Source organism: Mycobacterium avium subsp. avium (genome assembly GCF_009741445.1).
In the GTDB taxonomy this organism is placed as follows: domain Bacteria; phylum Actinomycetota; class Actinomycetes; order Mycobacteriales; family Mycobacteriaceae; genus Mycobacterium; species Mycobacterium avium.
Window position 1 is genome coordinate 3,308,759 of sequence record NZ_CP046507.1, and the last position, 24,271, is coordinate 3,333,029.

At 69.9% G+C, this 24,271-nt stretch carries 23 protein-coding genes and 1 tRNA gene; 9 read left to right on the forward strand and 15 right to left on the reverse strand.

What is annotated here, in order from left to right; genetic code table 11:
- Positions 1-68 precede the first annotated feature (68 nt).
- Both MAA44156_RS15255 and MAA44156_RS15260 read right to left on the reverse strand, forming a co-directional pair.
- The gene (locus tag MAA44156_RS15255; protein ID WP_003872698.1) at positions 69-1,475 is read right to left on the reverse strand and encodes a cystathionine beta-synthase; all 1,407 of its coding nucleotides are present in this window, start codon (positions 1,473-1,475) and stop codon (positions 69-71) included.
- Between the two features lie 42 nt (positions 1,476-1,517).
- Positions 1,518-2,582, reverse strand: a complete 1,065-nt coding sequence (locus MAA44156_RS15260; RefSeq protein WP_009975362.1) for an alpha/beta hydrolase — start codon at positions 2,580-2,582, stop codon at positions 1,518-1,520.
- Between the two features lie 243 nt (positions 2,583-2,825).
- Here MAA44156_RS15260 and MAA44156_RS15265 point away from each other — a divergent pair, with 243 nt between their 5' ends.
- Complete coding sequence (locus tag MAA44156_RS15265) at positions 2,826-3,788, forward strand: SGNH/GDSL hydrolase family protein (RefSeq protein WP_009975361.1); 963 nt, start codon at positions 2,826-2,828, stop codon at positions 3,786-3,788.
- A 90-nt stretch (positions 3,789-3,878) separates the two neighbouring features.
- On the forward strand, positions 3,879-5,096 hold the full coding sequence (locus MAA44156_RS15270) for an acetyl-CoA C-acetyltransferase (RefSeq protein ID WP_003872701.1): 1,218 nt from the start codon (positions 3,879-3,881) through the stop codon (positions 5,094-5,096).
- Positions 5,097-5,302: 206 nt separating this feature from the next.
- Here the strand turns inward: MAA44156_RS15270 and MAA44156_RS15275 are convergent, their stop codons facing one another.
- Positions 5,303-6,154 carry a Bax inhibitor-1/YccA family protein gene (locus tag MAA44156_RS15275; RefSeq protein WP_023880255.1) on the reverse strand — a complete coding sequence of 284 codons (852 nt, stop codon included), beginning with the start codon at positions 6,152-6,154 and terminating at the stop codon, positions 5,303-5,305.
- Positions 6,155-6,368: 214 nt separating this feature from the next.
- Here MAA44156_RS15275 and MAA44156_RS15280 point away from each other — a divergent pair, with 214 nt between their 5' ends.
- From MAA44156_RS15280 to MAA44156_RS15290, 3 genes are read left to right on the forward strand one after another with little or no spacing between them, the layout of a single operon-like run.
- Entirely contained in the window at positions 6,369-7,406 is a 1,038-nt protein-coding gene (locus MAA44156_RS15280; RefSeq protein ID WP_009975356.1) for an enoyl-CoA hydratase/isomerase family protein, read from the forward strand.
- A gap of 13 nt (positions 7,407-7,419) precedes the next feature.
- Positions 7,420-8,211, forward strand: a complete 792-nt coding sequence (locus tag MAA44156_RS15285) for an enoyl-CoA hydratase (protein WP_009975355.1) — start codon at positions 7,420-7,422, stop codon at positions 8,209-8,211.
- A gap of 9 nt (positions 8,212-8,220) precedes the next feature.
- On the forward strand, positions 8,221-10,005 hold the full coding sequence (locus tag MAA44156_RS15290) for an alpha/beta hydrolase (RefSeq protein WP_009975354.1): 1,785 nt from the start codon (positions 8,221-8,223) through the stop codon (positions 10,003-10,005).
- Here the strand turns inward: MAA44156_RS15290 and MAA44156_RS15295 are convergent.
- Together MAA44156_RS15295 and MAA44156_RS15300 are read right to left on the reverse strand one after the other, a co-directional pair.
- Positions 10,002-10,439 carry a rhodanese-like domain-containing protein gene (locus tag MAA44156_RS15295; RefSeq protein WP_009975353.1) on the reverse strand — a complete coding sequence of 146 codons (438 nt, stop codon included), beginning with the start codon at positions 10,437-10,439 and terminating at the stop codon, positions 10,002-10,004. The two genes, MAA44156_RS15290 and MAA44156_RS15295, sit on opposite strands and share 4 nt — an antisense overlap.
- Positions 10,439-11,032: a cupin domain-containing protein gene (locus MAA44156_RS15300; RefSeq protein ID WP_003872707.1), complete on the reverse strand. Its 594-nt coding sequence runs from the start codon at positions 11,030-11,032 to the stop codon at positions 10,439-10,441. The genes MAA44156_RS15295 and MAA44156_RS15300 overlap by 1 nt, the downstream gene beginning before the upstream one ends.
- A 115-nt stretch (positions 11,033-11,147) precedes the next feature.
- Here MAA44156_RS15300 and lpqV point away from each other — a divergent pair, with 115 nt between their 5' ends.
- Both lpqV and MAA44156_RS15310 read left to right on the forward strand, forming a co-directional pair.
- The gene (lpqV, locus tag MAA44156_RS15305) at positions 11,148-11,603 is read left to right on the forward strand and encodes a lipoprotein LpqV (RefSeq protein WP_196770379.1); all 456 of its coding nucleotides are present in this window, start codon (positions 11,148-11,150) and stop codon (positions 11,601-11,603) included.
- A gap of 135 nt (positions 11,604-11,738) precedes the next feature.
- Entirely contained in the window at positions 11,739-12,809 is a 1,071-nt protein-coding gene (locus tag MAA44156_RS15310; RefSeq protein WP_023880257.1) for a patatin-like phospholipase family protein, read from the forward strand.
- 25 nt (positions 12,810-12,834) lie between these two features.
- Here MAA44156_RS15310 and MAA44156_RS15315 read toward each other — a convergent pair whose 3' ends face one another.
- The 10 genes from MAA44156_RS15315 to MAA44156_RS15355 all read right to left on the reverse strand — a co-directional run bounded on the left by MAA44156_RS15315 (position 12,835) and on the right by MAA44156_RS15355 (position 21,717).
- On the reverse strand, positions 12,835-13,704 hold the full coding sequence (locus MAA44156_RS15315) for a patatin-like phospholipase family protein (RefSeq protein WP_029248401.1): 870 nt from the start codon (positions 13,702-13,704) through the stop codon (positions 12,835-12,837).
- Between the two features lie 24 nt (positions 13,705-13,728).
- The gene (locus MAA44156_RS15320) at positions 13,729-14,616 is read right to left on the reverse strand and encodes a class II glutamine amidotransferase (protein ID WP_009975343.1); all 888 of its coding nucleotides are present in this window, start codon (positions 14,614-14,616) and stop codon (positions 13,729-13,731) included.
- Between the two features lie 27 nt (positions 14,617-14,643).
- Positions 14,644-15,117, reverse strand: a complete 474-nt coding sequence (locus tag MAA44156_RS15325; RefSeq protein WP_009975342.1) for an SRPBCC family protein — start codon at positions 15,115-15,117, stop codon at positions 14,644-14,646.
- A gap of 13 nt (positions 15,118-15,130) precedes the next feature.
- Positions 15,131-16,762 (reverse strand): fatty acid--CoA ligase, encoded by a 1,632-nt coding sequence (locus MAA44156_RS15330; RefSeq protein WP_009975341.1) that lies wholly within the window; start codon positions 16,760-16,762, stop codon positions 15,131-15,133.
- A gap of 161 nt (positions 16,763-16,923) precedes the next feature.
- Complete coding sequence (locus MAA44156_RS15335; RefSeq protein WP_179143953.1) at positions 16,924-18,021, reverse strand: YncE family protein; 1,098 nt, start codon at positions 18,019-18,021, stop codon at positions 16,924-16,926.
- Between the two features lie 390 nt (positions 18,022-18,411).
- Positions 18,412-19,182 (reverse strand): DUF427 domain-containing protein, encoded by a 771-nt coding sequence (locus MAA44156_RS15340; protein ID WP_009975336.1) that lies wholly within the window; start codon positions 19,180-19,182, stop codon positions 18,412-18,414.
- An 8-nt stretch (positions 19,183-19,190) separates the two neighbouring features.
- Positions 19,191-19,343, reverse strand: a complete 153-nt coding sequence (locus MAA44156_RS23325; RefSeq protein ID WP_162990975.1) for a hypothetical protein — start codon at positions 19,341-19,343, stop codon at positions 19,191-19,193.
- Between the two features lie 16 nt (positions 19,344-19,359).
- On the reverse strand, positions 19,360-20,157 hold the full coding sequence (locus tag MAA44156_RS15345; protein WP_003872717.1) for a hypothetical protein: 798 nt from the start codon (positions 20,155-20,157) through the stop codon (positions 19,360-19,362).
- 64 nt (positions 20,158-20,221) lie between these two features.
- The gene (locus MAA44156_RS15350; RefSeq protein ID WP_009975332.1) at positions 20,222-21,433 is read right to left on the reverse strand and encodes a class I SAM-dependent methyltransferase; all 1,212 of its coding nucleotides are present in this window, start codon (positions 21,431-21,433) and stop codon (positions 20,222-20,224) included.
- 210 nt (positions 21,434-21,643) lie between these two features.
- Positions 21,644-21,717 (reverse strand) — tRNA-Leu (locus tag MAA44156_RS15355).
- 353 nt (positions 21,718-22,070) lie between these two features.
- Between MAA44156_RS15355 and MAA44156_RS15360 the strand changes: the two genes are divergently transcribed.
- The gene (locus tag MAA44156_RS15360) at positions 22,071-22,964 is read left to right on the forward strand and encodes a PPE family protein, SVP subgroup (protein ID WP_024637733.1); all 894 of its coding nucleotides are present in this window, start codon (positions 22,071-22,073) and stop codon (positions 22,962-22,964) included.
- A gap of 49 nt (positions 22,965-23,013) precedes the next feature.
- A complete protein-coding gene (locus tag MAA44156_RS15365; protein ID WP_003877554.1) occupies positions 23,014-24,162 on the forward strand; it encodes a PPE family protein in 1,149 nt (382 codons plus the stop codon).
- Positions 24,163-24,271 lie beyond the last annotated feature (109 nt).

The following is a 24,271-nucleotide window of genomic DNA, read 5'->3' on the forward strand; positions in this document are numbered from 1 at the left end:
AGCTGGACATCAGTCGAACTAGGCCGAAACAGTACCCGAGGGTTCGACGTCCGAGCGAGACGCGCGACCTAGCGCCGCCCGCCCGATCCGCGGGGCCCCTCGGAGAGGAAACCGAGCAAGTCGTAGCGGGTGATCACACCCACCGGCTTGCCCTCCTCGACCACCATCAGGGCGTCCCAATCGCGCAGCGCCTTGCCCGCCGCGCTGACCGATTCGCCGGCGCCGATCATCGGCAGCGGCGGGCTCATGTGCAGCGAGACCGCGTCGGCCAGCTTCGCCCGGCCCTCGAAAACCGCTGACAGCAGCTCACGTTCGGAGACGCTGCCGGCGACCTCGCCGGCCATCACCGGCGGCTCGGCGCCGACCACCGGCATCTGGGACACCCCGTACTCGCGCAGGATGCCGATGGCGTCGCGCACGGTTTCCGACGGGTGGGTGTGCACCAGGTCGGGCAGCTCACCGGACTTGCGGCGCAACACGTCGCCGACGCGGGACTGGTCGGTCGACCCGTCCAGCCGGGTGCGCAGGAACCCGTAGGAGGACATCCAGGCGTCGTTGAAGATCTTCGCCATGTAGCCGCGCCCGCCGTCGGGCAGCAGCACCACCACCAGCGCGTCGGGGCCTGCCTGCTCGGCCACCCGCAGCGCCGCCACCACGGCCATGCCGCAGGACCCGCCGACCAGCATCGCCTCCTCGCGGGCCAGCCGCCGGGTCATGTTGAACGAGTCGGAGTCGGAGACCGCGATGATCTCGTCGGGCACCGTGCGGTCGTAGGCCTGCGGCCAGAAGTCCTCGCCGACACCCTCGACCAGATAGGGCCGGCCGGTGCCGCCGGAATACACCGATCCCTCGGGGTCGGCGCCGATGACGCGGACCCGGCCGCCGGACACCTCCTTGAGGTAGCGGCCCGCGCCGGTGATGGTGCCGCCGGTGCCGATGCCGGCGACGAAATGGGTGACCTTGCCGTCGGTGTCGGCCCAGATCTCCGGGCCGGTGGTGGCGTAGTGGCTGGCCGGGCCCTCCGGGTTGGCGTACTGGTCGGGCTTCCAGGCGCCCTCGATCTCGGTGACCAGCCGGTCCGAGACGCTGTAGTAGCTGTCCGGATGCTCGGGCGGCACCGCCGTCGGGCACACCACCACCTCGGCGCCGTACGCCATCAACACGTTGCGCTTGTCCTCACCGACCTTGTCCGGGCAGACGAACACGCACTTGTAGCCGCGCTGCTGGGCCACCAGCGCCAGCCCGACACCGGTGTTGCCCGAGGTGGGTTCGACGATGGTGCCGCCGGGCTTCAGCGCACCGCTGGCCTCGGCGGCGTCGATCATCCTGACCGCGATCCGGTCCTTGGAGCTGCCGCCGGGGTTGAGGTATTCGACCTTGGCCGCCACGATGCCCGCGCCGTCGGGCACGACGGAGTTCAGCCGCACCAGCGGCGTGCCGCCGATGAGGTCACTGATGTGCTGCGCGATCCGCATGCGTCACATCGTCTCAGGCGGTTTCCCGCGGCGCACAAGGACTCAGCCGGTGGCCTCGCGGATGTAGTCGCCGATCTGGCGCAGCGACCGCCTGGCCTCGGGCACCATCGGCGCGGCCAGCTGGAAGTCGTGGATCTGTCCCGGCCACACCCGCACCTCGGCCGGCACGCCCGCCGCGGCCAGCCGGCTCGCCGCCAGCCGGGCGTCGTGCAGCAGCACCTCGGAGCCCGACACGTGAATCAGCGTGCGCGGCAGCCCCGGCTCGATGTGCTCGAGCGGCTCGTAGATCTCCTCGGGCTTGCCGTCGACGATGTTCTTCGCCGCCGCGCCGGCCACCAGCTCGGCCAGGGCGTCGAACGCGCCGGCGCCGAACATCGCGTCGGTGTCGATGTTGGGGTGGGCCTGCTTGGGCTTCTTGGCCAGCTGCAGCAGCGGCGAGATCATCACCAGCGCGGCGGGTTCCTCACCCTCGCGCTGCAGGCGTTGCGCCAGCGTCAGCGCCAGGTAGCCGCCCGCGGAGTCGCCGGCCAGCACGATCTGGTCGGGCTGGTAGCCGCGCAGCCGCAGCCACTGGTACGCGTCATGGCAGTCCTGCAGCGCCATGCCGACCGAATTCTTCGGCAGCAGACGGTAATTCACCACCAGCACGGGCGCGTCGGCGAAGGTGGAAAGGGCTTCGACGAGCCGGCCGTGCGAGTTCGCCCCGCAGGTCAGAAACGCCCCGCCGTGCAGGTAGACCACGACGCGGCGGGTGCCGTCGGCGGGCAGCACCCCGGGCGCGCGGACCAGCTGCGCCGACGCGTGCGGCAGCGCCACCGTCTCGCGCACGGTGGCCGACACCGGCAGCAGCACCCGGGCGGTGAGGTCGATCAGACCCCACGGCCAGGGCAGGTTGGGGGCGTGGCTGCCGACGGCCAGAATCGGCCGGATGGTCAGCCGTGAGGTCAGGTTGGCCAGTCGCGCAGCAACGCTGGGTCCGGATTCGAGAACCTCGACCGGTGCGCCGTCGCTGATCGCGAACTTGCGGATGCGCGCGCGGCGCGCCTTGAGGACGTCGTGGACACGGACGGGACTCTGCGATCCCGATACCTCGCTCGGTGCGGTCATGCTCAACACTTCCTACGCCGTTGTAGTGCGATACAGCATGTGACGAGGCTGTTGAGCGTCTGGTTCAGCCGTGTGCCAAGGCGCTCAGCCATCCCCTCGCTCTCAGCTTGACAGCCGTTGCTTAGCACAACGTATGAAATCTCTGATTTGATACCAGTTTTGCTTCGCACCGTGATCAGTTCGTTTTTCAGCCGCCTCCGCAAACTCCAAAGCGCCTCTAAACTTGATGCCGTAACCATTCGGGTGCCACGTCGTTCGGCGATCGCCCTGGCCACAGCGGGCGCGCTGGCCTCGACAGGAACCGCCTACCTGGGGGCACGCAGTCTGCTGGTCGGCCAGGCCACCCACGCGCGCACCGTCATCCCCAAGTCGTGGGACATCCCGCCGCGCGCCGACGGCGTGTACACCCGCGGCGGCGGGCCGGTGCAGCGCTGGCACCGCGGCATGGCCGTCGACCTGCACCTGATGATCTTCGGCGATTCCACCGCCGCCGGATACGGCTGCATGTGCGCCGACGAAGTGCCGGGGGTGCGCATCGCGCGGGGCCTGGCCGAGCAGACCGGCAAGCGAATCCGGTTGAGCACCAAGGCCATTGTGGGCGCCACGTCGAAAGGCGTGTGCGGCCAAGTGGATGCGATGTTCGTGGCCGGTCCGCCGCCGGACGTGGCGGTGATCATGGTCGGCGCCAACGACGTGACGGCGCTCAACGGTGTCAGCCAGTCGGCGCACCGGCTGGGGTTGTGCGTGCGCAAACTGCGGAACCGCGGCGCGGTGGTGATCGTGGGCACCTGCCCGGATCTGGGGTTCATCAGCGCCATTCCGCAACCGCTGCGATCGTTGGCGCACGAGCGGTGCCTGCAACTCGCCCGCGCCCAGACGGCAACCGTCCGCGCCGCCGGCGGGGTGCCGGTGCCGCTGGCCCAGCTGATGGCGCCGCAGTTCCGGGCCACCCCGGAGGCGATGTTCTCCGCCGACGGCTACCACCCCTCGGCCCCGGCCTACGCGCTGGCGGCCGACGCGCTGCTGCTCGCGCTGTGCGAGGCGCTGGGCGAGCAGGTGGAGCGTCCGCCCCTGAACCAGCCGGTGCCCTCGGCGCAGCCGGTGCTCGGGCAGCGGCACACCCGCAGCAGCGTGATGTCGCGGCTGTGGCGCCGTCCGGCGCCCGGTGCCGCCCCGTCGTCGTGCCCCGAGGTCGGCAGCGACTAGATTTGTTCTCGCCCGTCGGGGTGGACCTACCCGGTGGTGACGCGAGCCAGCCCCATTCGAGGGACCCGCAGGGGTCTGAAGGGAACAACCATGCCTGAAGCCGTCATCGTCTCAACTGCTCGCTCGCCGATCGGCCGCGCGATGAAGGGATCGCTGGTCAGCATGCGCCCCGACGACCTGGCCGTGCAGATCGTGCGCGCCGCGCTGGACAAGGTGCCGGCGTTGAACCCGCACCAGATCGACGACCTGATCCTGGGCTGCGGCCAGCCCGGCGGTGAGTCCGGATTCAACCTGGCCCGGGTGGTCGCCGTCGAGCTGGGCTTCGACTTCCTGCCGGGCACCACCGTCAACCGGTACTGCTCCTCGTCGCTGCAGACCTCGCGGATGGCGTTCCACGCGATCAAGGCCGGCGAGGGTGACGCGTTCATCTCCGCGGGGGTGGAGACGGTATCCCGGTTCCCCAAGGGCAGCGCCGACTCGTGGCCGGACACCAAGAACCCGCTGTTCAGCGAGGCGCAGGAGCGGTCGGCCGCCGCGGCCGAGGGCGCCGAGGAGTGGCACGACCCGCGCGCCGACGGCAAGCTGCCCGACATCTACATCGCGATGGGGCAGACCGCCGAGAACGTCGCCCTGCTGACCGGCATCAGCCGCGAGGACCAGGACCACTGGGGGGTGCGCAGCCAGAACCGCGCCGAGGAAGCGATCAAGAGCGGGTTCTTCGAGCGGGAGATCACCCCGGTCACGCTGCCGGACGGCACCACGGTCAGCACCGACGACGGCCCACGCCCCGGCACCACGTACGAGAAGATCCGCGAGCTCAAGCCGGTGTTCCGGCCCAACGGCACGGTGACCGCGGGCAACGCCTGCCCGCTGAACGACGGCGCCGCGGCGGTGGTGATCACCAGCGACACCAAGGCCAAGGAGCTCGGCCTGACGCCGCTGGCGCGCATCGTGTCCACCGGCGTCAGCGGCCTGTCGCCGGAGATCATGGGCCTGGGCCCGATCGAGGCCACCAAGAAGGCGCTGGCCCGCGCCAAGATGTCGGTCAGCGACATCGACCTGTTCGAGATCAACGAGGCGTTCGCGGTCCAGGTGCTGGGCTCGGCCCGCGAGCTGGGCATCGACGAGGACAAGCTGAACGTGTCCGGCGGCGCGATCGCGCTGGGTCATCCGTTCGGCATGACCGGCGCCCGGATCACCACCACGCTGCTCAACAACCTGCAGACCCACGACAAGACGTTCGGCCTGGAGACGATGTGCGTCGGCGGCGGCCAGGGCATGGCGATGGTGATCGAGCGCCTCAGCTGAGGCGTCGCGATGTCTCCGGGGTCCGTCTTCCCGGCGTCCGTCTTTCCGGCGTCGTCGAGTGTGAATCCTGGTAGACGACACGCCGACGACACGCGCCGCGGTGCAACACCGAACGCCACCACCACACACTCGACACACTCGACCCGCACCGCATGAAAAAACCGGCGCGCCAACGGGCGCGCCGGTTTTCTCGGATGCCGAGAGAGCTAGTCGTTCTGTAGATAACTGAGCAGGCGCAGGATCTCGATGTACAGCCAGACCAGCGTCACGGTCAGGCCGAGCGCGATCCCCCACGCCGCCTTCTCCGGGGCACCGGCGCGCACCATCTGGTCGGCGGCGTCGAAGTCGATCAGGAAGCTGAACGCCGCGATGCCGATGCAGACCAGCGAGAAGATGATCGCCAGCGGGCCGCCGCTGCGCAGGCCCAGGCCGGCGCCGCCGCCGACACCGAACATGGCCAGCACGAAGTTGCCCAGCATCAGCGCCAGCACGCCGAACAACGCGACGACCACCATCCGGGTGAACTTGGGGGTGACCCGAATGGCGCCGGTCTTGTAGACCACCAACATCCCGAAGAACACCCCGAAGGTGCCCATGACGGCCTCACCGATCAGCACGCCCGCATTGGCGCTGGAGACCGAGAAGTTGGCGAACACGAAGGAAAGGGCGCCGAGGAACAGGCCCTCGAGAACCGCGTAGCTGAGCACGATCGCCGGGCTGTCCTGCTTGCGCCCGAACGTCGCGACCAGCACCAGGCCCAGCCCACCCAGCGCGCCGACCAGGGTCAGCGGCATCGCAAGGGCCACATTCGACAGCACCAGGAAGTAGGAGACGACCGCGGATGCCGCCAGCACGGCCAGCGTGATGCCGGTCTTGGTGACGACGTCGTCGATGGTCAGCGGTCGCGACGCCCTGGTCTCCTGGTACGGAGTCGCGTAGGGAGCCGCGTAGGGGTCGGCTTGATAGCCCTGCATGGGGGCCGCGCCAGTGCCGAATTGCGCGTATCCGCCGCTCTGCTTAGGCAGCGAACGAAATACCGGATTGCTTGTCTCCCGCACCGTCGGATCCTCTCTGATTGGCATCGAGCTGTGCGAACACCATCTCAACGATCAGCGGCTCCCCCCGGTTCCCAGCGGACCTGGGCGTTTCTCGAGTTGGAGAGCCTGCACCGTTGTCGTCGCGTTAAAGATAACCCTTACCCGCGGATACCGCGCCGGTCGTGACGATCTAGATTTCTTCCTCGAGGCTGAACCGGCGATGGGAGGCGAAGGCGTGACCGACGGATCCGACGAGGTTCTCACCGAAGTCGACGGAAACGTCGGCCTGATCACGCTCAACCGCCCCAAGGCGATCAACTCGCTGAATCAGCCGATGATCGACGCGCTGAGCGCCGTCCTCACCGACTGGGCGCGCGACGACAAGGTGCGCGCGGTGCTGCTGTCCGGCGCCGGCGAGCGCGGGCTGTGCGCCGGCGGCGACGTGGTGTCCATCTATCACAGCGCCCGCAAGGACGGCGTCGAGGCGCGACGCTTCTGGCGCGACGAATATCAGCTCAACGCCCAGATCTCGGAGTTCGCCAAGCCCTACGTCGCGGTGATGGACGGCATCGTGATGGGCGGCGGCGTCGGCGTCAGCGCGCACGCCAACACCCGGGTGGTCACCGACACCTCCAAGGTCGCCATGCCCGAGGTCGGCATCGGGTTCATCCCCGACGTCGGCGGCGTTTACCTGCTGTCCCGCGCGCCCGGCGGGCTCGGCCTGCACGCCGCGCTGACCGGGGCGCCGTTCTCCGGCGCCGACGCCATCGCCATGGGATTCGCCGACCACTACGTGCCGCACGCCGACGTCGAGGCGTTCCGCCGCGCGGTGGCCGCCGACGGCGTCGAGAGCGCGCTGGCCAAATACGCCGTCGAGCCGCCACCCGGTGAGCTTGCGGCCCAACGTGATTGGATCGACGAGTGCTATGCGGGGCAGACCGTCGAGGACATCGTCGCCGCGCTGCGCGCGCATGGCGCGGGCCCGGCGCACGACGCCGCGGACCTGATCGCCACCCGCTCACCGATCGCGCTGTCGGTGACCCTGGCGGCAGTGCGCCGAGCGGCCGACCTACCGACACTGAAAGACGTTCTGGTGCAGGACTATCGGGTGTCGTCGGCGTCGCTGCGCTCACACGATCTGGTGGAGGGCATCCGGGCGCAGCTGATCGACAAGGACCGCAATCCGCAGTGGTCGCCCGCCCGGCTGGCCGACGTCACCGCGGCCGACGTCGAGGCGTATTTCGCCCCGGTGGACGACGACTTGAGTTTCTAGAAAGGCGATTTGGATGACCGACAGCACCGACCGCACCTTCGAAACCATCCTCGTCGAGCGCGAGGAGCGCGTCGGCATCATCACCCTGAACCGGCCCAAGGCGCTCAACGCGCTCAACACCCAGGTGATGAACGAGGTCACCACCGCGGCAACGGATTTCGACGCCGACCCCGGCATCGGCGCGATCATCATCACCGGATCGGCCAAGGCGTTCGCCGCGGGCGCGGACATCAAGGAGATGGCCGAGCTGACCTTCGCCGACGCCTACGGCGCCGACTTCTTCGCCACCTGGGGCAAGCTCGCCGCGGTGCGCACCCCGACGATCGCCGCGGTGGCCGGGCACGCACTGGGCGGCGGCTGCGAGCTGGCCATGATGTGCGATGTGCTGATCGCCGCCGACACGGCGAAATTCGGCCAGCCCGAGATCAAACTCGGGGTGCTGCCCGGCATGGGCGGTTCGCAGCGGCTGACCCGCGCCATCGGCAAGGCCAAGGCGATGGACCTGATCCTGACCGGCCGCACCATCGACGCCGCGGAAGCCGAACGCAGCGGCCTGGTTTCGCGCGTGGTGCCCGCCGATGACCTGCTGACCGAGGCCAAGAAGGTCGCCACCACGATTTCGCAGATGTCGCGGTCGGCAGCCCGGATGGCCAAGGAGGCCGTCAACCGCGCATTCGAAACCACCCTGGCCGAGGGGCTGCTCTACGAACGCCGGTTGTTCCATTCTACTTTCGCCACCGCCGACCAGTCCGAGGGGATGGCGGCCTTCGTCGAGAAGCGTGCGCCGAACTTCACCCACCGCTAGGACGCCTCGATGAGCGAACCGGGTTCCGCGACCGACACCGACACCGGCGACGAGCCGGCGCAACAGCAAACGGCGCCGGACGGGACCCGAACCGGCGCGCAGACCGCCGTCGCGGAGCACCCCGAACCGAAAGCGCCCGCACCCGGCACACAGCAGCCCGAAAAACCTTGGTGGGTAAGGCATTACACGTTCACCGGCACGACGGTCGGGCTGGTGTTCATCTGGTTCTCGCTGACCCCGTCGCTGCTGCCGCGCGGGGCGATATTCCAGGGATTGGTCAGCGGCATCTCCGGCGCCATCGGCTATGGGCTGGGCGTCTTCGCCGTCTGGCTCTACCGGTACCTGTGGGCCAAACCGTCCAGTCCCCCGCCGCCGCGCTGGGCCTGGAAGATCCTGATCCCGGTCGGCGCGGTCGGCATGGTGTTGATGGCGATCTGGTTCCACGTGTGGCAGGACAAGGTGCGCGACCTGATGGGTGTGGCGCACCTGAAGTGGTACGACTACCCGGTGGCGGGGGTGCTGTCACTAGTGGTGCTGTTCACCTGCGTCGAGATCGGCCAATTCACCCGCTGGCTGGTCAGCTTCCTGGTCGGCCGGCTCGACCGGATCGCGCCGTTTCGGCTGTCGGCGACCATCGTGGTGGCCCTGCTGGTGGTGCTCACCATCACCCTGCTCAACGGTGTGGTGCTGAAGTTCGCCATGCGCACCATGAACAACACCTTCGCCTCGGCCAACAACGAGATGAGCCCGGACACCGCGCCGCCGAAAACCCCGCTGCGCTCCGGCGGCCCGGAGTCGCTGGTGTCCTGGGAGTCGCTGGGCCACCAGGGCCGCGTCTTCATCGAGGGCGGGCCGCGGGTGGAACAGCTGACCGCGTTCAACGGCGCCCCGGCCACCGAGCCGATCCGCGCCTACGCGGGGCTGAACTCCGCCGACGGCATCACCGCCACCGCCGAGCTGGCCGCCCGGGAGTTGCAGCGCACCGGCGGGCTGCGGCGCGCCGTCGTCGCGGTGGCCACCACCACCGGCACCGGCTGGATCAACGAGGCCGAGGCCACCGCGCTGGAGTACATGTACAACGGCAACACCGCGATCGTCAGCATGCAGTATTCGTTCCTGCCCAGCTGGCTGTCGTTCCTGGTGGACAAGGAGAACGCCCGGCACGCCGGTCAGGCGCTGTTCGAGGCGGTCGACCGGCTGGTCCGCCAGCTGCCCGAGGCTCAGCGCCCCAAGCTGGTGGTGTTCGGCGAGAGCCTGGGCTCGTTCGGCGGCGAGGCGCCGTTCATGAGCCTGAACAACGTGCTGGCCCGCACCGACGGCGCCCTGTTCAGCGGCCCGACGTTCAACAACACCATCTGGACCGATCTGACGTCGACGCGCGACGCCGGGTCACCGGAGTGGTTGCCGATCTACAACGACGGCCGCAATGTCCGCTTCGTGGCGCGCGCGGCGAACCTGGCGCGGCCCAAGGATCCGTGGGATCACCCGCGGGTGGTCTACCTGCAGCACGCCTCGGATCCGATCGCCTGGTGGACCACCGACCTGTTGTTCGCCCGGCCGGACTGGCTCAAGGAGCGCCGCGGCTACGACGTGCTGCCGGAGACCACCTGGATCCCGGTGGTGACGTTCCTGCAGGTCTCGGCGGACATGGCGGTCGCCCAGAACGTGCCCGACGGGCACGGCCACCACTACGTCGCCGACGTCGCCGACGCCTGGGCGGCGGTGCTGTCACCGCCGGGGTGGACACCCGACAAGACGGACCGGCTGCGGCCGCTGCTGCACGCCAACGGCTAGATCCAGCGGCGCTCGCCGGCGCCGGTGTTGGCCAGCGGGGCGCCGGCCGGACCGCCGGCCAGCCGGCTCAGCACCCCGGCCCCGGCCAGCGCGTGGTAGCCGCCGATCACGTCGGTGGCGCGGTGCAGGCCGATGTCCAGCAGCGCGGCCGCGGCCAGGCTGGACGTGTAGCCCTCCGAACAGATGATCACCCATTCGACGTCGTCGCCGACGGCCTCGGGCAGCCGGGCCTCGCTGGTCGGGTCGCAGCGCCATTCCAGCACGTTGCGCTCGATCACCAGCGCGCCGGGCACCTCGCCCTCGCGGAACCGCTGGGCCTGCGGCCGGATGTCGACCAGCACCGCGCCGCGGCGCACCGCGTCGGGCACTTCGACGGCGGGCAGCCGGCGGAACCGGCGCCGGGCGGACCTCAACACGACGTCGATGCGGCTCATCACGATCCTTCCGGCTGGTCGGTCAGTTCGGTGCGTTGCCGACGCAACGTCTTGCGCTCGGTGATGTCGTAGTAGGACATCGCGGTCAGCGGCGGCGAGTAGGCGTGCACGCTCAGCGTCGGCGCCGCCTGGGCGGCGGCGACGGCCCGACGGCTGACCGGCCCGCTGACCGGCCGGGGCGCCCACACCACGTCGTGCACCCAGCCCAGCGGGAAGCCGGCCTGATCGCCGGCATCGAGCCGGCGGCGTCGCAAAGCCCTACCGTCCCAACGGTATTCGTTCAGCGATCCGGAGACGACGGTCAACGCGCCCAGCGACCCGCCGTGGTCGTGCAGTTCGGTCGGGTGGCCGGGCACCCAGCTGATCAGCCAGACGTCGAGCTCCTCGTCGCCGTGGATGCGGGTGAACCAGCGCCGCGACGCCGGGATGCCGCCCGGGGGCAGCAGGTGGTCGCAGCGCCCGCTGAGCACGTCGTCGGCGGCCTGATCGGTGGCATAGAGCAGGTCGGGCACCCGCAACCGGGTCGGACCCGGCGACGGCGACGACGGGAAAGGCGGGCGCAGGGCAGCCAGGGTGGCGGCGGGCACAGGCATGAGGAACGAACTCCGGGAAGCGAGAACGGATCGGGCGGCGGCGTGTTACGGCCGACAACACTCGCAAAATCCGAAGCGCTCCATCACGGCAGCCAGTGTTGCATAGATTGGGATCGTGCGCTGGCGCGGTGATCGGTCCCGGCGACGGGGCGCGGTCGTTCTGGTGGGCATCGTGCTGGGGGTTGTGACGGCGGCCCCCGGGTGCTCGCACGGCGCCCCGCGCGGCGCGCCGGCGCCCGCACCGGCGCGGCAATCGGGTATCCCCGCCGGCCCCGCCGCGGCGCCGCCGGGCGCCGTCGGGCTGTCCCCGGGCGGCGTGACGACCCGGATCGACATCCCGGCGGACTCCACCGAAGAGGAGTACTACCAGGCCTGTCACGCCGCCAAGGAGTGGATGGACGCCCAGCCCAAGACGGGTGCGTCGCTGTTCGAGCCGTACTTGTCGATGGTGCAGGCGTCGCCGTCGGGCACCGCGGGCAGCTGGAACACGCCGTGGTCGGCGTTGGCGCCGGCCCGGCAGGCGGCCGTGATCGTCGCCGCCCGGGCGGCCGCGAACGGCGAATGCGGGTGACGGCACCCCGGTTGGACAAAGACAATTGCGATCACGGTTGAAAAAACTGCCCGGGCCGCGCCCGCCGACCGCCGCGAGCGCCCACCGCCGGCCGCCGCGCACCCCCGGCGGCCGGCGGCCGCGCAAAATGGAGGGGTGCCTGAGGAACGTCGATCAGCACCGACTCGGGTGGCACTCGCGCTCGGCAGCGGTGGCGCCCGCGGCTACGCCCACATCGGGGTGATCGAGGCGCTGCAAGACCGCGGCTACGACATCGTCGGCGTCGCCGGCTCGTCGATGGGCGCGCTGGTCGGCGGCCTGCAAGCGGCCGGACGGCTCGACGAGTTCGCCGAGTGGGCCAAGTCGCTGACCCAGCGCACCATCCTGCGGCTGCTGGACCCGTCCATCAGCGCGGCCGGGGTGATGCGGGCGGGCAAGATCCTGGACGCGGTGCGCGACATCCTGGGGCCGGTGGCCATCGAGGACCTGCGCATCCCCTACACCGCGGTGGCCACCGACCTGCTGGCCGGCAAGTCGGTGTGGTTTCAGCGCGGGCCGCTGGACGAGGCGATCCGCGCGTCCATCGCGATCCCCGGGGTGATCGCCCCGCACACCCTCGACGGCCGGCTGCTGGCCGACGGCGGCATCCTCGACCCGCTGCCGATGGCCCCGCTCTCGGCCGTCAACGCCGATCTGACCATCGCGGTGAACCTGTCCGGCAGCGAGGCGATCACCCGTCGCGAGGCCGAACCGGCCGCCACCGCCGAGTGGTTGACCCGCATGATGCGCAGCACCTCGGCGCTGTTCGACACGGCCGCCGCCCGCTCGCTGCTCGATCGGCCCACCGCGCGGGCGGTGCTGAGCCGGCTGGGCGGGCCGAGCGGCGACGCCGACGCCTGGCCGGACAATCCCGAGGAACCCGACCAGCCGGTGCTCGCCGATGACGACGACGAGGCCGTCGAATTGTCCGGCGCGGCAACGGATGTGCCCAAACTGGGCAGCTTCGAGGTGATGAACCGCACCATCGACATCGCCCAGGCGGCGCTGGCGCGGCACACGCTGGCCGTCTACCCGCCCGACCTGCTCATCGAGGTCCCCCGCTCGATCTGCCGGGGCCTGGAATTCCACCGGGCGGTGGAGGTGATCGACGCGGGGCGGGCGTTGGCCGACCAAGCCCTCGACGCCCTCGAGGACGGCGACGACGACCGCCCCGCGGTCGAGCGCTGAACCGATTGCCCGGCAACGGGATTCGTCACACACCCAGGAATTCGGCGACGGCCGCGGCTTCGCGGCGGCCCTGTTCGCGGCCGGCCCGCGCCGAGGGCACCCGGCAGTCGGGGTCCAACGGGTTGGGCCCGAACGCCGCCAGCGAGCGGTCGTCGGCGAAGACGGCCAACGCCCGGCCGGGGAACGCCGCGATCTCCGCGGCCTGGCCGGCGCCGAACGGCGACGGCGCGTCGACGCCCGAGGGCACCAGCACCACCGCGACGTCGCAGTCGGCGGCCACCCCCAAATTCACCGAGCTGGCCACCCCGCCGTCCATGTAGCGGCGGCCGCCGATGGCCACCGGAGGCCACGCCCCGGGCACCGCGCAACTGGCCGCCACCGCGTCGACGAGGTCGACGCCCGACGCCGGGTCGAACACGGTCAGCTCGCCGGTGTCGACGTCGATTGCGGTGAGCCGCAACGCCCGTCGCGGCCACCGGTGCGACGGCAACCGCGCCGCGATCACCCGGCGGCGCACCGGGGCCGGCACGGTGTCGGTGGCCAGCGCCACCGCCCCGATGCGCCGCAATTGTTGGCGGGTCTTGTCCTCCGAGTCGTCGTACGGTTCGGCCAGGGCGGTCAGTAACAGCTCGGTGATGGCCTCGACGTCGACCCCGGAATCGATTTCGGGCGAGGAGGCGGCGACCTGCCGATCGAACAGCGCGTCGAGGGTGTGGCCGCTGCACAGCTGGGCGGCGACCGCCGAGCCCGCCGACGTGCCGACCAGCACGTCGGATTCGGTCAGCAGCCGCGCCGCCGCCGGCGACTCGTCCGCAATGCCCCGCAGAATACCTGTCTCCCAGGCGATTCCGGCGATCCCGCCGCCGGCGAGCACCAGGGCGCGTTTGGTTGTCACGTCGAACCACTCTGCCAAACGGCCTCAGCCGGCCCGCCGGGTGTCGGGCAGTGCGTGCTGGGAGTCCCGCACCGGGGTGCTCAGCTCGTCGCGGCGCAGCAGCCGCCGGGGCGGGTCGGGCAGCACCAGGCGGCGGGTGACTCGCAGCCCGGCGTCGACGTGAACCAGCTCCCCCGGCTCGAGCAGCCGCCAACGCGGGTCGGCGTCCATGCGTTCGGTGGCGAACACCACCGACGGCCGGGTGCACAGCTGCTGGGAGCGCGCGTGAATTCGTATGGTGTGCAAGTCGAATTCGGGTTGCCGGGCCGCGTCGGCGGAGCGATCCAACACGTAGAGCTGATGGGTGTGCGGGTAGCGCAGCGCCCACATCTCGGTGGCGGTGCTCAGCAGCAGGTTGACCGCATAGATCGGGACCTGCTCGGCCAGCCATCGGACGGCGTCGACCAGGCCCGCGGTGATGTCGCCGTCGCGGGCCCGGATCGCGGCGGTGATCAACGCGAACACCCGCTCGGAGTCGGTGTCGCCCAACACCAACCCGTCGACGCCGACCTCACGCAGCCGCGCGTCGATGACGTCGAGCCCCTCCAGCACCCCGTTGTGCGCGAAGATCCGGCCGTCCTGCAGAAACGGGTGGGTGTTGCGGACGTCGAGCGACCCGGTGGTCGCGTAGCGGACGTGGGCGATGACGGTGGTGCCGGTCAGCTGATGCGCTTCGCGCGCGAACGCGGCGTCCCGCCAGGCGGCTATCGGCTCCTTGTGCAGCTGCGGGCGGGCGTGCTCGTCGAACACCCCCAGGCCGGTGCCGTCGGGGTTTCTCCGGCTCTGTTCGGCCAGGCTGTCCGGCGCGTCGAGCAGCCAGAAGGTCGCGGTGCACGCGCGTGTCCCGGCGTGCAGGCCGAAGAGTCGACACATGGGCTATTACCGTAACGGCCGGGGAACTCAGCGGGTGAGCAAGGCCACCAGATTGTCCAGCGCGCGTCGCGCGTAGCCCTTCCACATCCTGCCCAGCAGTGGAAGCGCCCAGGCGGTCAGCGGCGACCTGGGATGAATGTCCCAACGCCAGGTGATCTCGGTTCCGCCGGCCGCCGGGGTGAAAACCCATTCGCCCAGCACATGATTCACCAGCAGCGCCATCGGGCCGGTGATGCCGCTGAGCCGGTAGCCGAACGACCGCGGCGGGTCGACGCTGGTCAGTTCCTCGCGCATGCTCGCACCGCCGGCCAGGTGCACGATGCGCTGGCGACCCGCCGCGTCCCAGTCCCCGGTCTGTCCGCGCACCTCCCTGATCGGCGGGAAGGGGCCGTACCACCGGTTGAACAGCGTCGGCAGCGGCATCGGCAGCGTGCGTCCGAACGCGTCCGGCGCGGCGACGGGGGCGACGACGGATTGGGCGACGACGAGTGAATCTGCCACTGTGCCAAGCCTTTCAGTCGCGCGCTTCGATGACCCGGTAGCCGCCGTCGGCGTAGCGGGAGCGGACGGCCTTCTTGTCGTACTTGCCGACGCTGGTGCGCGGTATCTCGTCGACGAACGTCCACCGCTCCGGCAGCCACCAGCGAACCACCTTGTCGGCCAGGAACTTTCGCAGCTGGTCGGCGTCGACCGAGGCGCCGTCCTTGACCACCACCACGGCCAGCGGGCGTTCCTCCCACCGCTCGTCGGGCACTCCCACCACCGCGGCCTCGACCACGTCGGGGTGGCCGATCAGGCAGTTTTCCAGCTCCACCGAGGAGATCCATTCGCCACCGGATTTGATGACGTCCTTGGCCCGGTCGGTCAGCGTGACGAAGCCCCGCTCGTCGATGCGGCCCACGTCGCCGGTGCGCAGCCAGCCGGAGTCGAACTTCGAGTCGTCGCGTCCCAGGTAGTAGGAGCCGGCGATCCACGGGCCGCGCACCTCCACCTCCCCCACCGCGGTGCCGTCGTTTGGCAGGACGCGGCCGTCGTCGTCGACGATGCGCATCTGGACCCCGCAGACCGGTTGGCCCTGTGTGCCCCGGTACGCCCAGTGCTGGTCCTCCGGCGTTCCCGGCGGCGGCCAGGCCATGGTGGCCAGCGGCGACGTCTCGGTCATGCCCCACAGTTGCCGGATCTGCACGCCGTGTTTCTCCTCGAAGGTGCGCATCAGCGACACCGGTACGGCCGAGCCGCCGCAGACCACCAGCCGCAGCGACGACATGTCGTGGTCGGGGTCGTCTTCCAGGTGGTGCAGCACCGCGTTCCAGATGGTCGGCACCGCACCGGTCACGGTGGGCCGCAGGTCTTCGATCATCCGCACCAGCGAGCGGGGGTCGAGGTGGCAATCGGGCAGCACCAGGTCCGCGCCGGCCATCAGCGCCGCGTAGGGCAGGCCCCAGGCGTTGGCGTGAAACATCGGCACGATCGGCAGCAGGCTGTCGGTGGCCCCGATCCCGATGCCGTTGGCGGTGCACGCGGCCATGGTGTGCAGGAAACTCGAACGATGGCTGTACACAACGCCTTTCGGGTTCCCGGTGGTGCCGCTGGTGTAGCACATGGCGGCCGCGGAGTTCTCGTTGATGCGCGGCCAGTCGAATTCGGCCGGCTCGGCGCCGATGACGTCGGCGTAGCGCAGCACCGTCTTGCCGGATGCCCGCAGCGGCTCGGTGTCGCCGTCGCCAACCACGATCACCGTGTGCACGGTGTGCAGGCCGGGCAGCACCGGCGCGAGCAGTTTGACCAGCGACGCGTCGACCAGCACCACCTGGTCCTCGGCCTCGTTGGCGACGTAGGCGATCTGCTCGGGGAACAGCCGGATGTTCAGGGTGTGCAGCACCGCGCCCATCGAGGGCACGGCGAGGTAGGCGGCGAGATGCTCGGCGTTGTTCCACATGAAGGTGGCCACCCGCTGGTCCCCGGTCACCCCGAGCCCGCGCAACGCGTTCGCCAGCTGGGCGGCCTGGTCGCCCAGTTCGCGGTAGCTGGTGCGCCGGTAACCGTCTCCGGTCGCGGTGGTCACGGTGCGCGCCCCGTGCACGCTGCAGCCGTGACGCATGATCGCGGTGATCGTCAACGGAAAGTCCTGCATCGTGCCGTCCACTGCGCACCGCCTCCGCATCGGGGCCGACGGCGCCGCACCGCCGGCCGCTTTCCCACCCTAAGCCCGGATCCGGCGATTGTGGCAGACCCCGAGCGGGCCGCACGGCCCCGATCCCGTTCGGCGGGCCCGACTTTGGCGGCCGGCTCGGGCGGTGGGTGCAGCTAGGCCAGCACCGGCTCCCACGGCGCCAGCTCGGGCAGCCAACCGGTGGTCGCGTCGTCGTCCTCGTCGGCGCCGCTGCACGGCGCGGCCGGTGCGGTCCCCGAGGGGAGCCGGGCCACGCTGAGCACCCCGGCGTGGTCGGCGACGTACAGGTAGTTGCCGTCGGGGCTTTCCACCAGGGCCGACGGGTGCTTGGTCACCCTGACCTCACCGAGGACGTCCTGGGTGCGGGTGCCCAGCACCGTGACGCGGTCGTCGCTGATCAGGTAGGCGCGCTCGCCGTCGCGGCTCAGCGTCATCCGGGTCAGCGGCCCGGTGATCTCGTTGATCTTGTGCGTGCTGACGATGGTGGCGGCCCGGGTGTCGACGACGTCGAGCACCGAGCCCACCACCGGGCCGCAGCTGGCCACATACGCGGTGTTGCCGTCGTTGCCGAGCGCCACATCGCGGACGGGCAGCCCGAGCTCGACGGTGCCGACGAGGCGGGAGCGGCCGCCGACCCGGCGGCCGTCGGTGCGGGTGCGGGTTTCGATGATGGCCAGGCCGCCGCCGTTGGGCCCGTTGACGCCGACGAACAGCCGGCGCCCGTCGGCGCTGACCCGCACGCAGGCGGTGGTCGTCCCGGCCGCGGCGGCCAGCTCGATCACCTCGAGCTCGCCCGTGGTGGTGTCCAGCACCGCCACATCGGCGCCGCGCACGGCGTTGCGGCTGGCGTAGAGGTACCGCCCGTCCGGGCTGACCGCCAGATCGCTCAGGCTGTGCGCCAGCCGATGCGTGGCGATGCGCCAGTTGGTGACGACGTCGATGACTTCGATCGCGTCGTAGGCGGCGGTGGCGGTGCTGACATAGGCGTAGTTCGGGTCGGCGGCGCTCATTGCCACGGCGAACGGTTCGCTCAGACCGGCGATGGTGCTCGCGACGCGGCAGGTGTGGGTGTCGATCACCGACACGGTGTCGCGGCCGTAGTTGGTCACCAGCAGCCGGCGCCCGTCGGGGCTGACGTCGATGTCGCTGATCGGGCCGTGGTGAACAGGGACTTTGACCACCGCGGTGTTGTCGATCCCGAATCGGGCCGTAGGCCCGTTTGCATCACTCACGCTGGTACCGCCTTTGCTGTGTTTGTCGGCCCGGGTGGCCAGGTGGCGTAGCCGCCGATACGGTCGCGGCGAATTGGCCCCCGGATTCACCGGCTTTCAGCACCGAAAGGCACTGACGAGACTGGTTTTCGGTAGTCTACTGGCCAAAATTCGCCTCACTGCAGCTCGAAAATGCTCGACGTTAGCTACGTCACTCGGTGCACTCAGGTTCTGCTCAGACTTCCAATCACGCTGTATCGCAGTCGCTTACCCGCAGCGAAACCGTCGCAAACGCGCATGCGGGGGATTTCATCCGCGCCGCTAACCGCGCCCGCGCATGTTCGCGGGCTGCTTTGCTGAGGAATTCTCAGCATCGGCGGTAAGAGAGGCGAATATCACATCGGGGCCGGCTCAGCTGAATTGGGTGTGCGGGCGCGGCAGCGGGGTCCCGTCGACGACGATGTCCAGTTTTTCGTTGTAGAACGCGATCAGCCCGGCGATCTGGGCGACCGCGGGCAGCGGGTAGTGGTAGGTCCAGGCCAGGTCTTCGTGCACGACGTCGCCGACCCGCACCGACCAGTAGCCCGACGTCGTTCCCTTGTACGGGCACAGCGTCTGGGTGGCGCTGGGCTCCAGATGCGCGAAGTCGACGTCGGTGGGATCGATGTAATACCTGGTGGGCAAACCGGTTTCGAACAGCAGGACGGGAGATCTGGTGTCCGCCAACGTGATTCCTTCATGTTCGACGCGAACATGTCGGTGTGAGCGCAGCGCGTCCACCCGCGCGTACGGGTTGCGTGGATGGCCGTAGATCGGTTCGTCTTCTTCGAACCAGCGCAACGGATCCCATTCGAACCGCACGGTACCGGCCAGCGGGCCGTCGCCGTCGGCGTCGAACACCCGGGCCGCCGACTCACAGGTGCGGTCGCCGGCCACCACGGAGTACAGCCGCGACGGACCGAATTGCACTCGCTGAGCGTGGTTTTCGTCGCGCAGCAACTCGGTGCGCACGTCGGCCAGTGGAATGTAGTACTGCGGGTAGTAGGGGACCTCCCACACGTAGCGGGCGGCGGTGGTGTCGAAGACCAGCACGTCGCCCAGATAACCGCGGACCCGCCGCGGCGCCGGTTCGATCCGGCCCCGCGCGGCCGCCATCTGCGGGTAGTCCGGTTCGGCGGGCATCGTCGGCCCTACTGGTCCTTGGCGGCCAGTCCGGCCGGCGCGTGGGCGATCGTCCTCGTGATCGCCGTGGCCTCCGACCGGTAGGCCTCGATCTCGTCGCCGCCGCGGCCTGTGATGGTGATCGTCTCGGCGCGGATGGCGTCGGGGCTGGGCGCGTCCATCACCACAACGTAGCCCTCAGCGCCGTTTGTCGCGCACCTTGTAGGTGGACGGCCACGACTTTCGAGATTCGTCCCCGGTCAACGGAGTTCCCATGCCGCCGACCTTGACGGCGTAGGCCTCCTTGCCGGGGCCGACCTCGCGATTGGCGTGTTCCTGGGCCAGGAAGTAGAGCTCGTCGATGGTGGCCTCGTCGTAGGCGACGAACGAGGTTTCCCGCTCCAGGTCGTCGATGCCGATCAGCATCCGGTCGGGCAGCAGCCGCGAGACCACCGCCGCCAGGCCCAGCAGCGCAAAGGGAATGATCCAGTAGCACAGGAACGACAGCGGGGTCTTGGTGTCCAGCATGTAGGCGGGCGCCGCCCCGGCGGATCCCTGCAGCACCGACGGGATCGCCGACGACACCGTCATCCCGGCGAACGTCGCCACCCAGATCCAGCCGAGGATTTTCACGATCCGGCCGAACAACTCGGTCTTGGCGACGTCGGGAGCCTGTTCGGCGGCGGCGAACTCGGCCACGAAGGGCTTCCCGATCAGCATCCCCGCCAGCGCCGCCAGGAAGATCCCGGCGTTGCTCAGCGGCAGGATCCACCGCTGCAGAAACGACTCGCTGAGCGTGAAGGCCAGCACGGCGAGAACCAAAAGCACTGCCACAGAAGCGAAGTCGAAGAGCTGCCAGCGCCTGCGCAGCACCCCGCCCAGACCCAGGCTGACCGCGGCGAGCGCCAGCGCGACCAGCACGGCCGCCACGAACGGAACGTTACCGACCAACACCCAATACACAATCCACGGCGCGAGGCCGAACAGCATGCCCATGCTGGGTCAGTGTATGAGTGGCCGTCGGCGCCGCCGCCGGCGGCTGGCCCAAACTCTTGGTCCACTACCGGCCCGGGGCCAGCCCCATCGCCAGGAAGTCCAGGCGCCACAACGACTCGAACAGTCGACGACCGAACTCCCGCGCCCGGTCATCCCGGCCGGCGCCCGCCACCCCGTCGATGATCTCGGCGATGCTGCGCCGGCCGTCGACCTGTTGGACAAAGGGCAGCTGGGCCGGGGTCAGCGTCAGTTTGGCGCCGGGCAGGTGGATCTGGTCACCGGACAGCAGGCATGCCGTCCGCAGCACGGGGACGTAGCCGAGATACGTCGGCGACGAGAAGTCGATCCTGTAACGCTCCCGTGGGCGCTCCGGCCGGCAGGCGAGGAAGAAGTGGGTGGCGTTGGCCGGTTGCAGGCGCTCCATCACCGACCACAACGTGGTGTCGGGCAACCGGTTCAGGGCCGACTGGAATTGGGTTGCGGCGCTCCCGAAGAGGGCGTCGTGCGGGTAGTACGGCGAATTGCGAAGCCAGCCCTGGAACGCCAGCCCGGCCGCGGCGACCAGCTCCAGGCATTGCTCGACGGTGTAGCTGCGTTGCCGGGCGTGCAGGAAGGTGTCGACCAGCCCGCCATCGGTCGACAGGTCGCGGGCCCCCTTCAGATAGGTGTGCACGGGGTGGTCTGCCGGGAGCGCCGCCACCGCCTCTTTGACCAGTTCCACCGAGGCCTCGTCCTGGGAGAGTCCGAGGTCGCGAAACACCGATGCCAGCATCTCGACGCCGATCCGGCCGTAGCTGGCGTAGAGCATGACGCCGAGCGCCCCGTCGGGCCGCAGGCATCGACCGAGCGCTGTCAGCCCGGTCAGCGGATCCGCCAGATGATGCAGCACGCCGGTGGAGACGATGAGATCGAAGTCGCGGTCCAGCGCGGCGACCTCTTCGATCGCGAGCCGATGCAGCTCCAGGTTGTGCAGCCGGTGCTTGTCCTTCAGGAATTGCTGATGGTCCAGCGCCGTCCGGCTGACGTCGATGGCAACCACTTTGGCGGCCCTATTGGTGTAGGCGTAGACGGCCGCCTGGAAGGTGCCGCACCCCGCGATGAGGATGTCGAGGCCGGGTCGGTAGTCGCGGTCGGGCCACAGCAGCCGATGCGCCCAGAACGGGTCGAACCAGTCCCAGTGGTTTGTCGTCCACGCGTCGAGGTCGGTGACCGGCGGCGGGTATTGCCAGCGATCGTATTGGCGCGAGACACCGTCGGCCCGTGCATCCTCGGACACCGTCGCGCTGGCTCCTTCGTGGTGCTCGGTCGCGCACCGCTCGCGACCAACTTACTCGGCCGGACGGCTGCGAGCCCGCTCGTCGTTGGCCACCCGGGCGGATACTTCGAATTCGCCTCTGCGCCAAGCGATTAGGTGCTCATTTCGGCCACCGGGCGGCGCGGCGCCCCGGACGGTCACGGACCCGGCGCGTCCGGCCGGGAGTTTCGGTGCCCCCAGTCGGACTCGAACCGACACTGGGCGGATTTTAAGTCCGCTGCCTCTGCCAATTGGGCTATGGGGGCCCGGCGGCGAATCTAGCGCGTGGCGGCTGGTTTCACCGCACCGCGTCGGGTCGGCAATTTGCCAGACGTACAACATGCGGTTCCGCTGAGCGTGTATTAGGATCCGCGCGCCGCGCGCGATTACTTCCGGCGAGCGTTTACTCCAGATGACAGGCGGATGTCGTCCGACAGGACCGTGTTAAAACTGCCGCCCTCGTCGTTAAGAAGCCGTAAACGGCTGTCATCTCAGGCCTTTCGATCGGGAACGTGGAGTCGTGGATCGATAGCGTCTTGCCCACGCACAGCGGCCGCGAGGCGAGCGCACGGGTCGATCCACACCGGGGGTCGGCCAGCTTGAGCACGAGGAGCAATGGATGTCATTTCTGACGACAACGACTGAGGAGATGTTAGCCGCCGAGGCGCTGCTCAGTGGGATCAACAGCAATCTCGCGGCGCAAAACGCCGGCGCGGCCTCGGCGACGACCGCCATCGCCCCCGCCGCCGCCGACCCGGTGTCAGCCCAGCAGGCGGCCATCTTCTCGGCCTACGGCACCCAGTACCAGGCGATCGCGTCCGAGGCGCAGACGCTGCTGGAACAGTATTCGCAGACCCTGGGCATCAGTTCCAACAGCTACGGCGACACCGAGGCCGTCAACGCCAGCCAGACCGCGATGCAGGCGCTGAGCGCCGCGGACCCCACCGCCAGCGCGGCCACCGGCTCCAACCCGATCGACATCTTGGCGTGGCTGCTGGGCTTCAACGGCCAGTCCAGCGGCGGTCTGGGCGGCATGTTCGGCCTGTCGAGCAACGGCGCCAACATCGGCAACATCGGTATCGGCAACTGGGCGTCGGCCACCTCGAACCTGCTCGGCCTGGCCGGTGGTGGGCTGCTGGACACCTCCGGCGCCGACGCCGCCGCCGGCGCCGACCTGGCCACCTCGACCGCACCGGTGGAAACCGGCGTGGGCGGGGCCGGTGTCGGTGGCGTGGCGGGCATGGGTGCGATGCCGGCCGCCGCGATGGGCCAGGCGACCACCGTCAGCAAACTGTCCGTGCCACCGAGTTGGGCCGGCGCCACCCCGGTGGTCGGTTCCAGCAGCGCGCCGCTGCAAACGGTGGGCTGGACCGCCGCAGCTCCGCAGGCCGGCGTCGGCACGGTGGTGCCGGGCATGCCCGGGGTGGGGACCATGGCGCGCAACAGCGCCGGTTTCGGGGCGCCACGCTACGGCGTCAAACCGATCGTCATGCCCAAGCCGGCGACGGTCTAGGCAACCCAGGCAACAGTTTTCAACCGATTCGAGGAGCGGGATACACAAAATGGTTCTTGACTTTGCGGCGGTTCCACCGGAAATCACCTCGGCGCTCATGTACGCCGGCGCGGGCTCGGGCCCGCTGATGGCGGCGGCGACGGCGTACGCCAACCTGTCCGCCGAGGTGAGCAGCACCGCCAGCCAATGGGAGTCGATCATCTCGCTGCTGACCACCGAACAGTGGACGGGCGGCGGGTCGGCCGCGGCGGCGGCCGCGGCGCAGCCCATCGTGTCCTACCTGACCACCACGGCGGCCGCGCTCGAGCAGGCCAGCGCGCAGGCCACCGCGTCGGCGGCCGCCTACGAAGCGGCGTTCGCCGCGACGGTGCCGCCGCCGGTGATCGCCGCCAACCGGTCGTTGCTGGCAACGCTGGTGGCGACCAACTTCCTGGGTGTCAACTCGGCGGCCATCGCGGCGACCGAAGCGCAGTACGCCGAGATGTGGGTGCAGGACGCCACCATGATGGCCACCTACCAGGCGGCCTCGGCGGCCGCCGGAGTGCTGCAGCCGGTGACGCCGCTGACCTCGACCACCAACCCCGGAGCGGCCGCGGCCGTTGACAACGGCGCCGTCGCCTTCGACGCGACGAACAGCACGGCGCAGACGGCGGGTCTGGACCTCTCGTCGCTGATCACGTCGCCCCCCACCGACGGCCTGCTGCAGTCCATCGACGATCTGCTGGGCACCCCGTCGTTCCTCAACGCGACCAACGGCGCGATCAACACCGCAGCCTGGTGGGTCTGTGCCACCATCCCGAACGCGGTGTCGCTGGGCAAGACCCTGGGGACCGTGCCGGCGATCCCGTTCTCGCTCACCGACTCGGTTGCGCCGGCGGCGGGAGCGGCCATCACGCCGGGCATGATGGTGGGCTCGGTGACGGGCGCCGGTGCGTCGGCGGCGGTGGGCGAGGCGTCCGCGGTGGGCGGGCTGTCGGTGCCCGCCAGCTGGTCGGCGGCCGCGCCGGCCACATCGCTGGCCTCGTCGGCCGCCCCGCTGGAGGGCTCGGGCTGGACCGTCGCCTCCGAGGCCGAGCCGGTCACCGCGATGCCCGGCATGCCGGGGGCGGCGGCCGCGGCCAAGGGCGCCGGCGCCTACGGCAGCGGACCCCGGTACGGCTTCAAGCCGATCGTCATGCCCAAACAGGTCGTCGTCTAACGATGAGACCGCGGATAAGGCGAATAAGGGGGTAGATGTCACCCGTTTGAGGCGAGCAATTAACCGGCAGGCCGTAATCTATTTCCAACGCGGCCACCACCGCATCAAT

Bases quoted from the DNA above. Each gene is read 5' to 3' on its own strand.
- MAA44156_RS15290 (WP_009975354.1), top strand. From the start codon at position 8,221: ATGAGCGAACCGGGTTCCGCGACCGACACCGACACCGGCGACGAGCCG.
- MAA44156_RS23325 (WP_162990975.1), bottom strand. From the start codon at position 19,343: ATGGACGCGCCCAGCCCCGACGCCATCCGCGCCGAGACGATCACCATC.
- MAA44156_RS15270 (WP_003872701.1), top strand. From the start codon at position 3,879: ATGCCTGAAGCCGTCATCGTCTCAACTGCTCGCTCGCCGATCGGCCGC.
- MAA44156_RS15255 (WP_003872698.1), bottom strand. From the start codon at position 1,475: ATGCGGATCGCGCAGCACATCAGTGACCTCATCGGCGGCACGCCGCTG.
- MAA44156_RS15320 (WP_009975343.1), bottom strand. From the start codon at position 14,616: ATGTGTCGACTCTTCGGCCTGCACGCCGGGACACGCGCGTGCACCGCG.
- MAA44156_RS15365 (WP_003877554.1), top strand. From the start codon at position 23,014: ATGGTTCTTGACTTTGCGGCGGTTCCACCGGAAATCACCTCGGCGCTC.
- MAA44156_RS15260 (WP_009975362.1), bottom strand. From the start codon at position 2,582: ATGACCGCACCGAGCGAGGTATCGGGATCGCAGAGTCCCGTCCGTGTC.
- MAA44156_RS15300 (WP_003872707.1), bottom strand. From the start codon at position 11,032: ATGCCTGTGCCCGCCGCCACCCTGGCTGCCCTGCGCCCGCCTTTCCCG.
- MAA44156_RS15295 (WP_009975353.1), bottom strand. From the start codon at position 10,439: ATGAGCCGCATCGACGTCGTGTTGAGGTCCGCCCGGCGCCGGTTCCGC.
- MAA44156_RS15345 (WP_003872717.1), bottom strand. From the start codon at position 20,157: ATGGGCATGCTGTTCGGCCTCGCGCCGTGGATTGTGTATTGGGTGTTG.
- MAA44156_RS15340 (WP_009975336.1), bottom strand. From the start codon at position 19,182: ATGCCCGCCGAACCGGACTACCCGCAGATGGCGGCCGCGCGGGGCCGG.
- MAA44156_RS15360 (WP_024637733.1), top strand. From the start codon at position 22,071: ATGTCATTTCTGACGACAACGACTGAGGAGATGTTAGCCGCCGAGGCG.
- MAA44156_RS15285 (WP_009975355.1), top strand. From the start codon at position 7,420: ATGACCGACAGCACCGACCGCACCTTCGAAACCATCCTCGTCGAGCGC.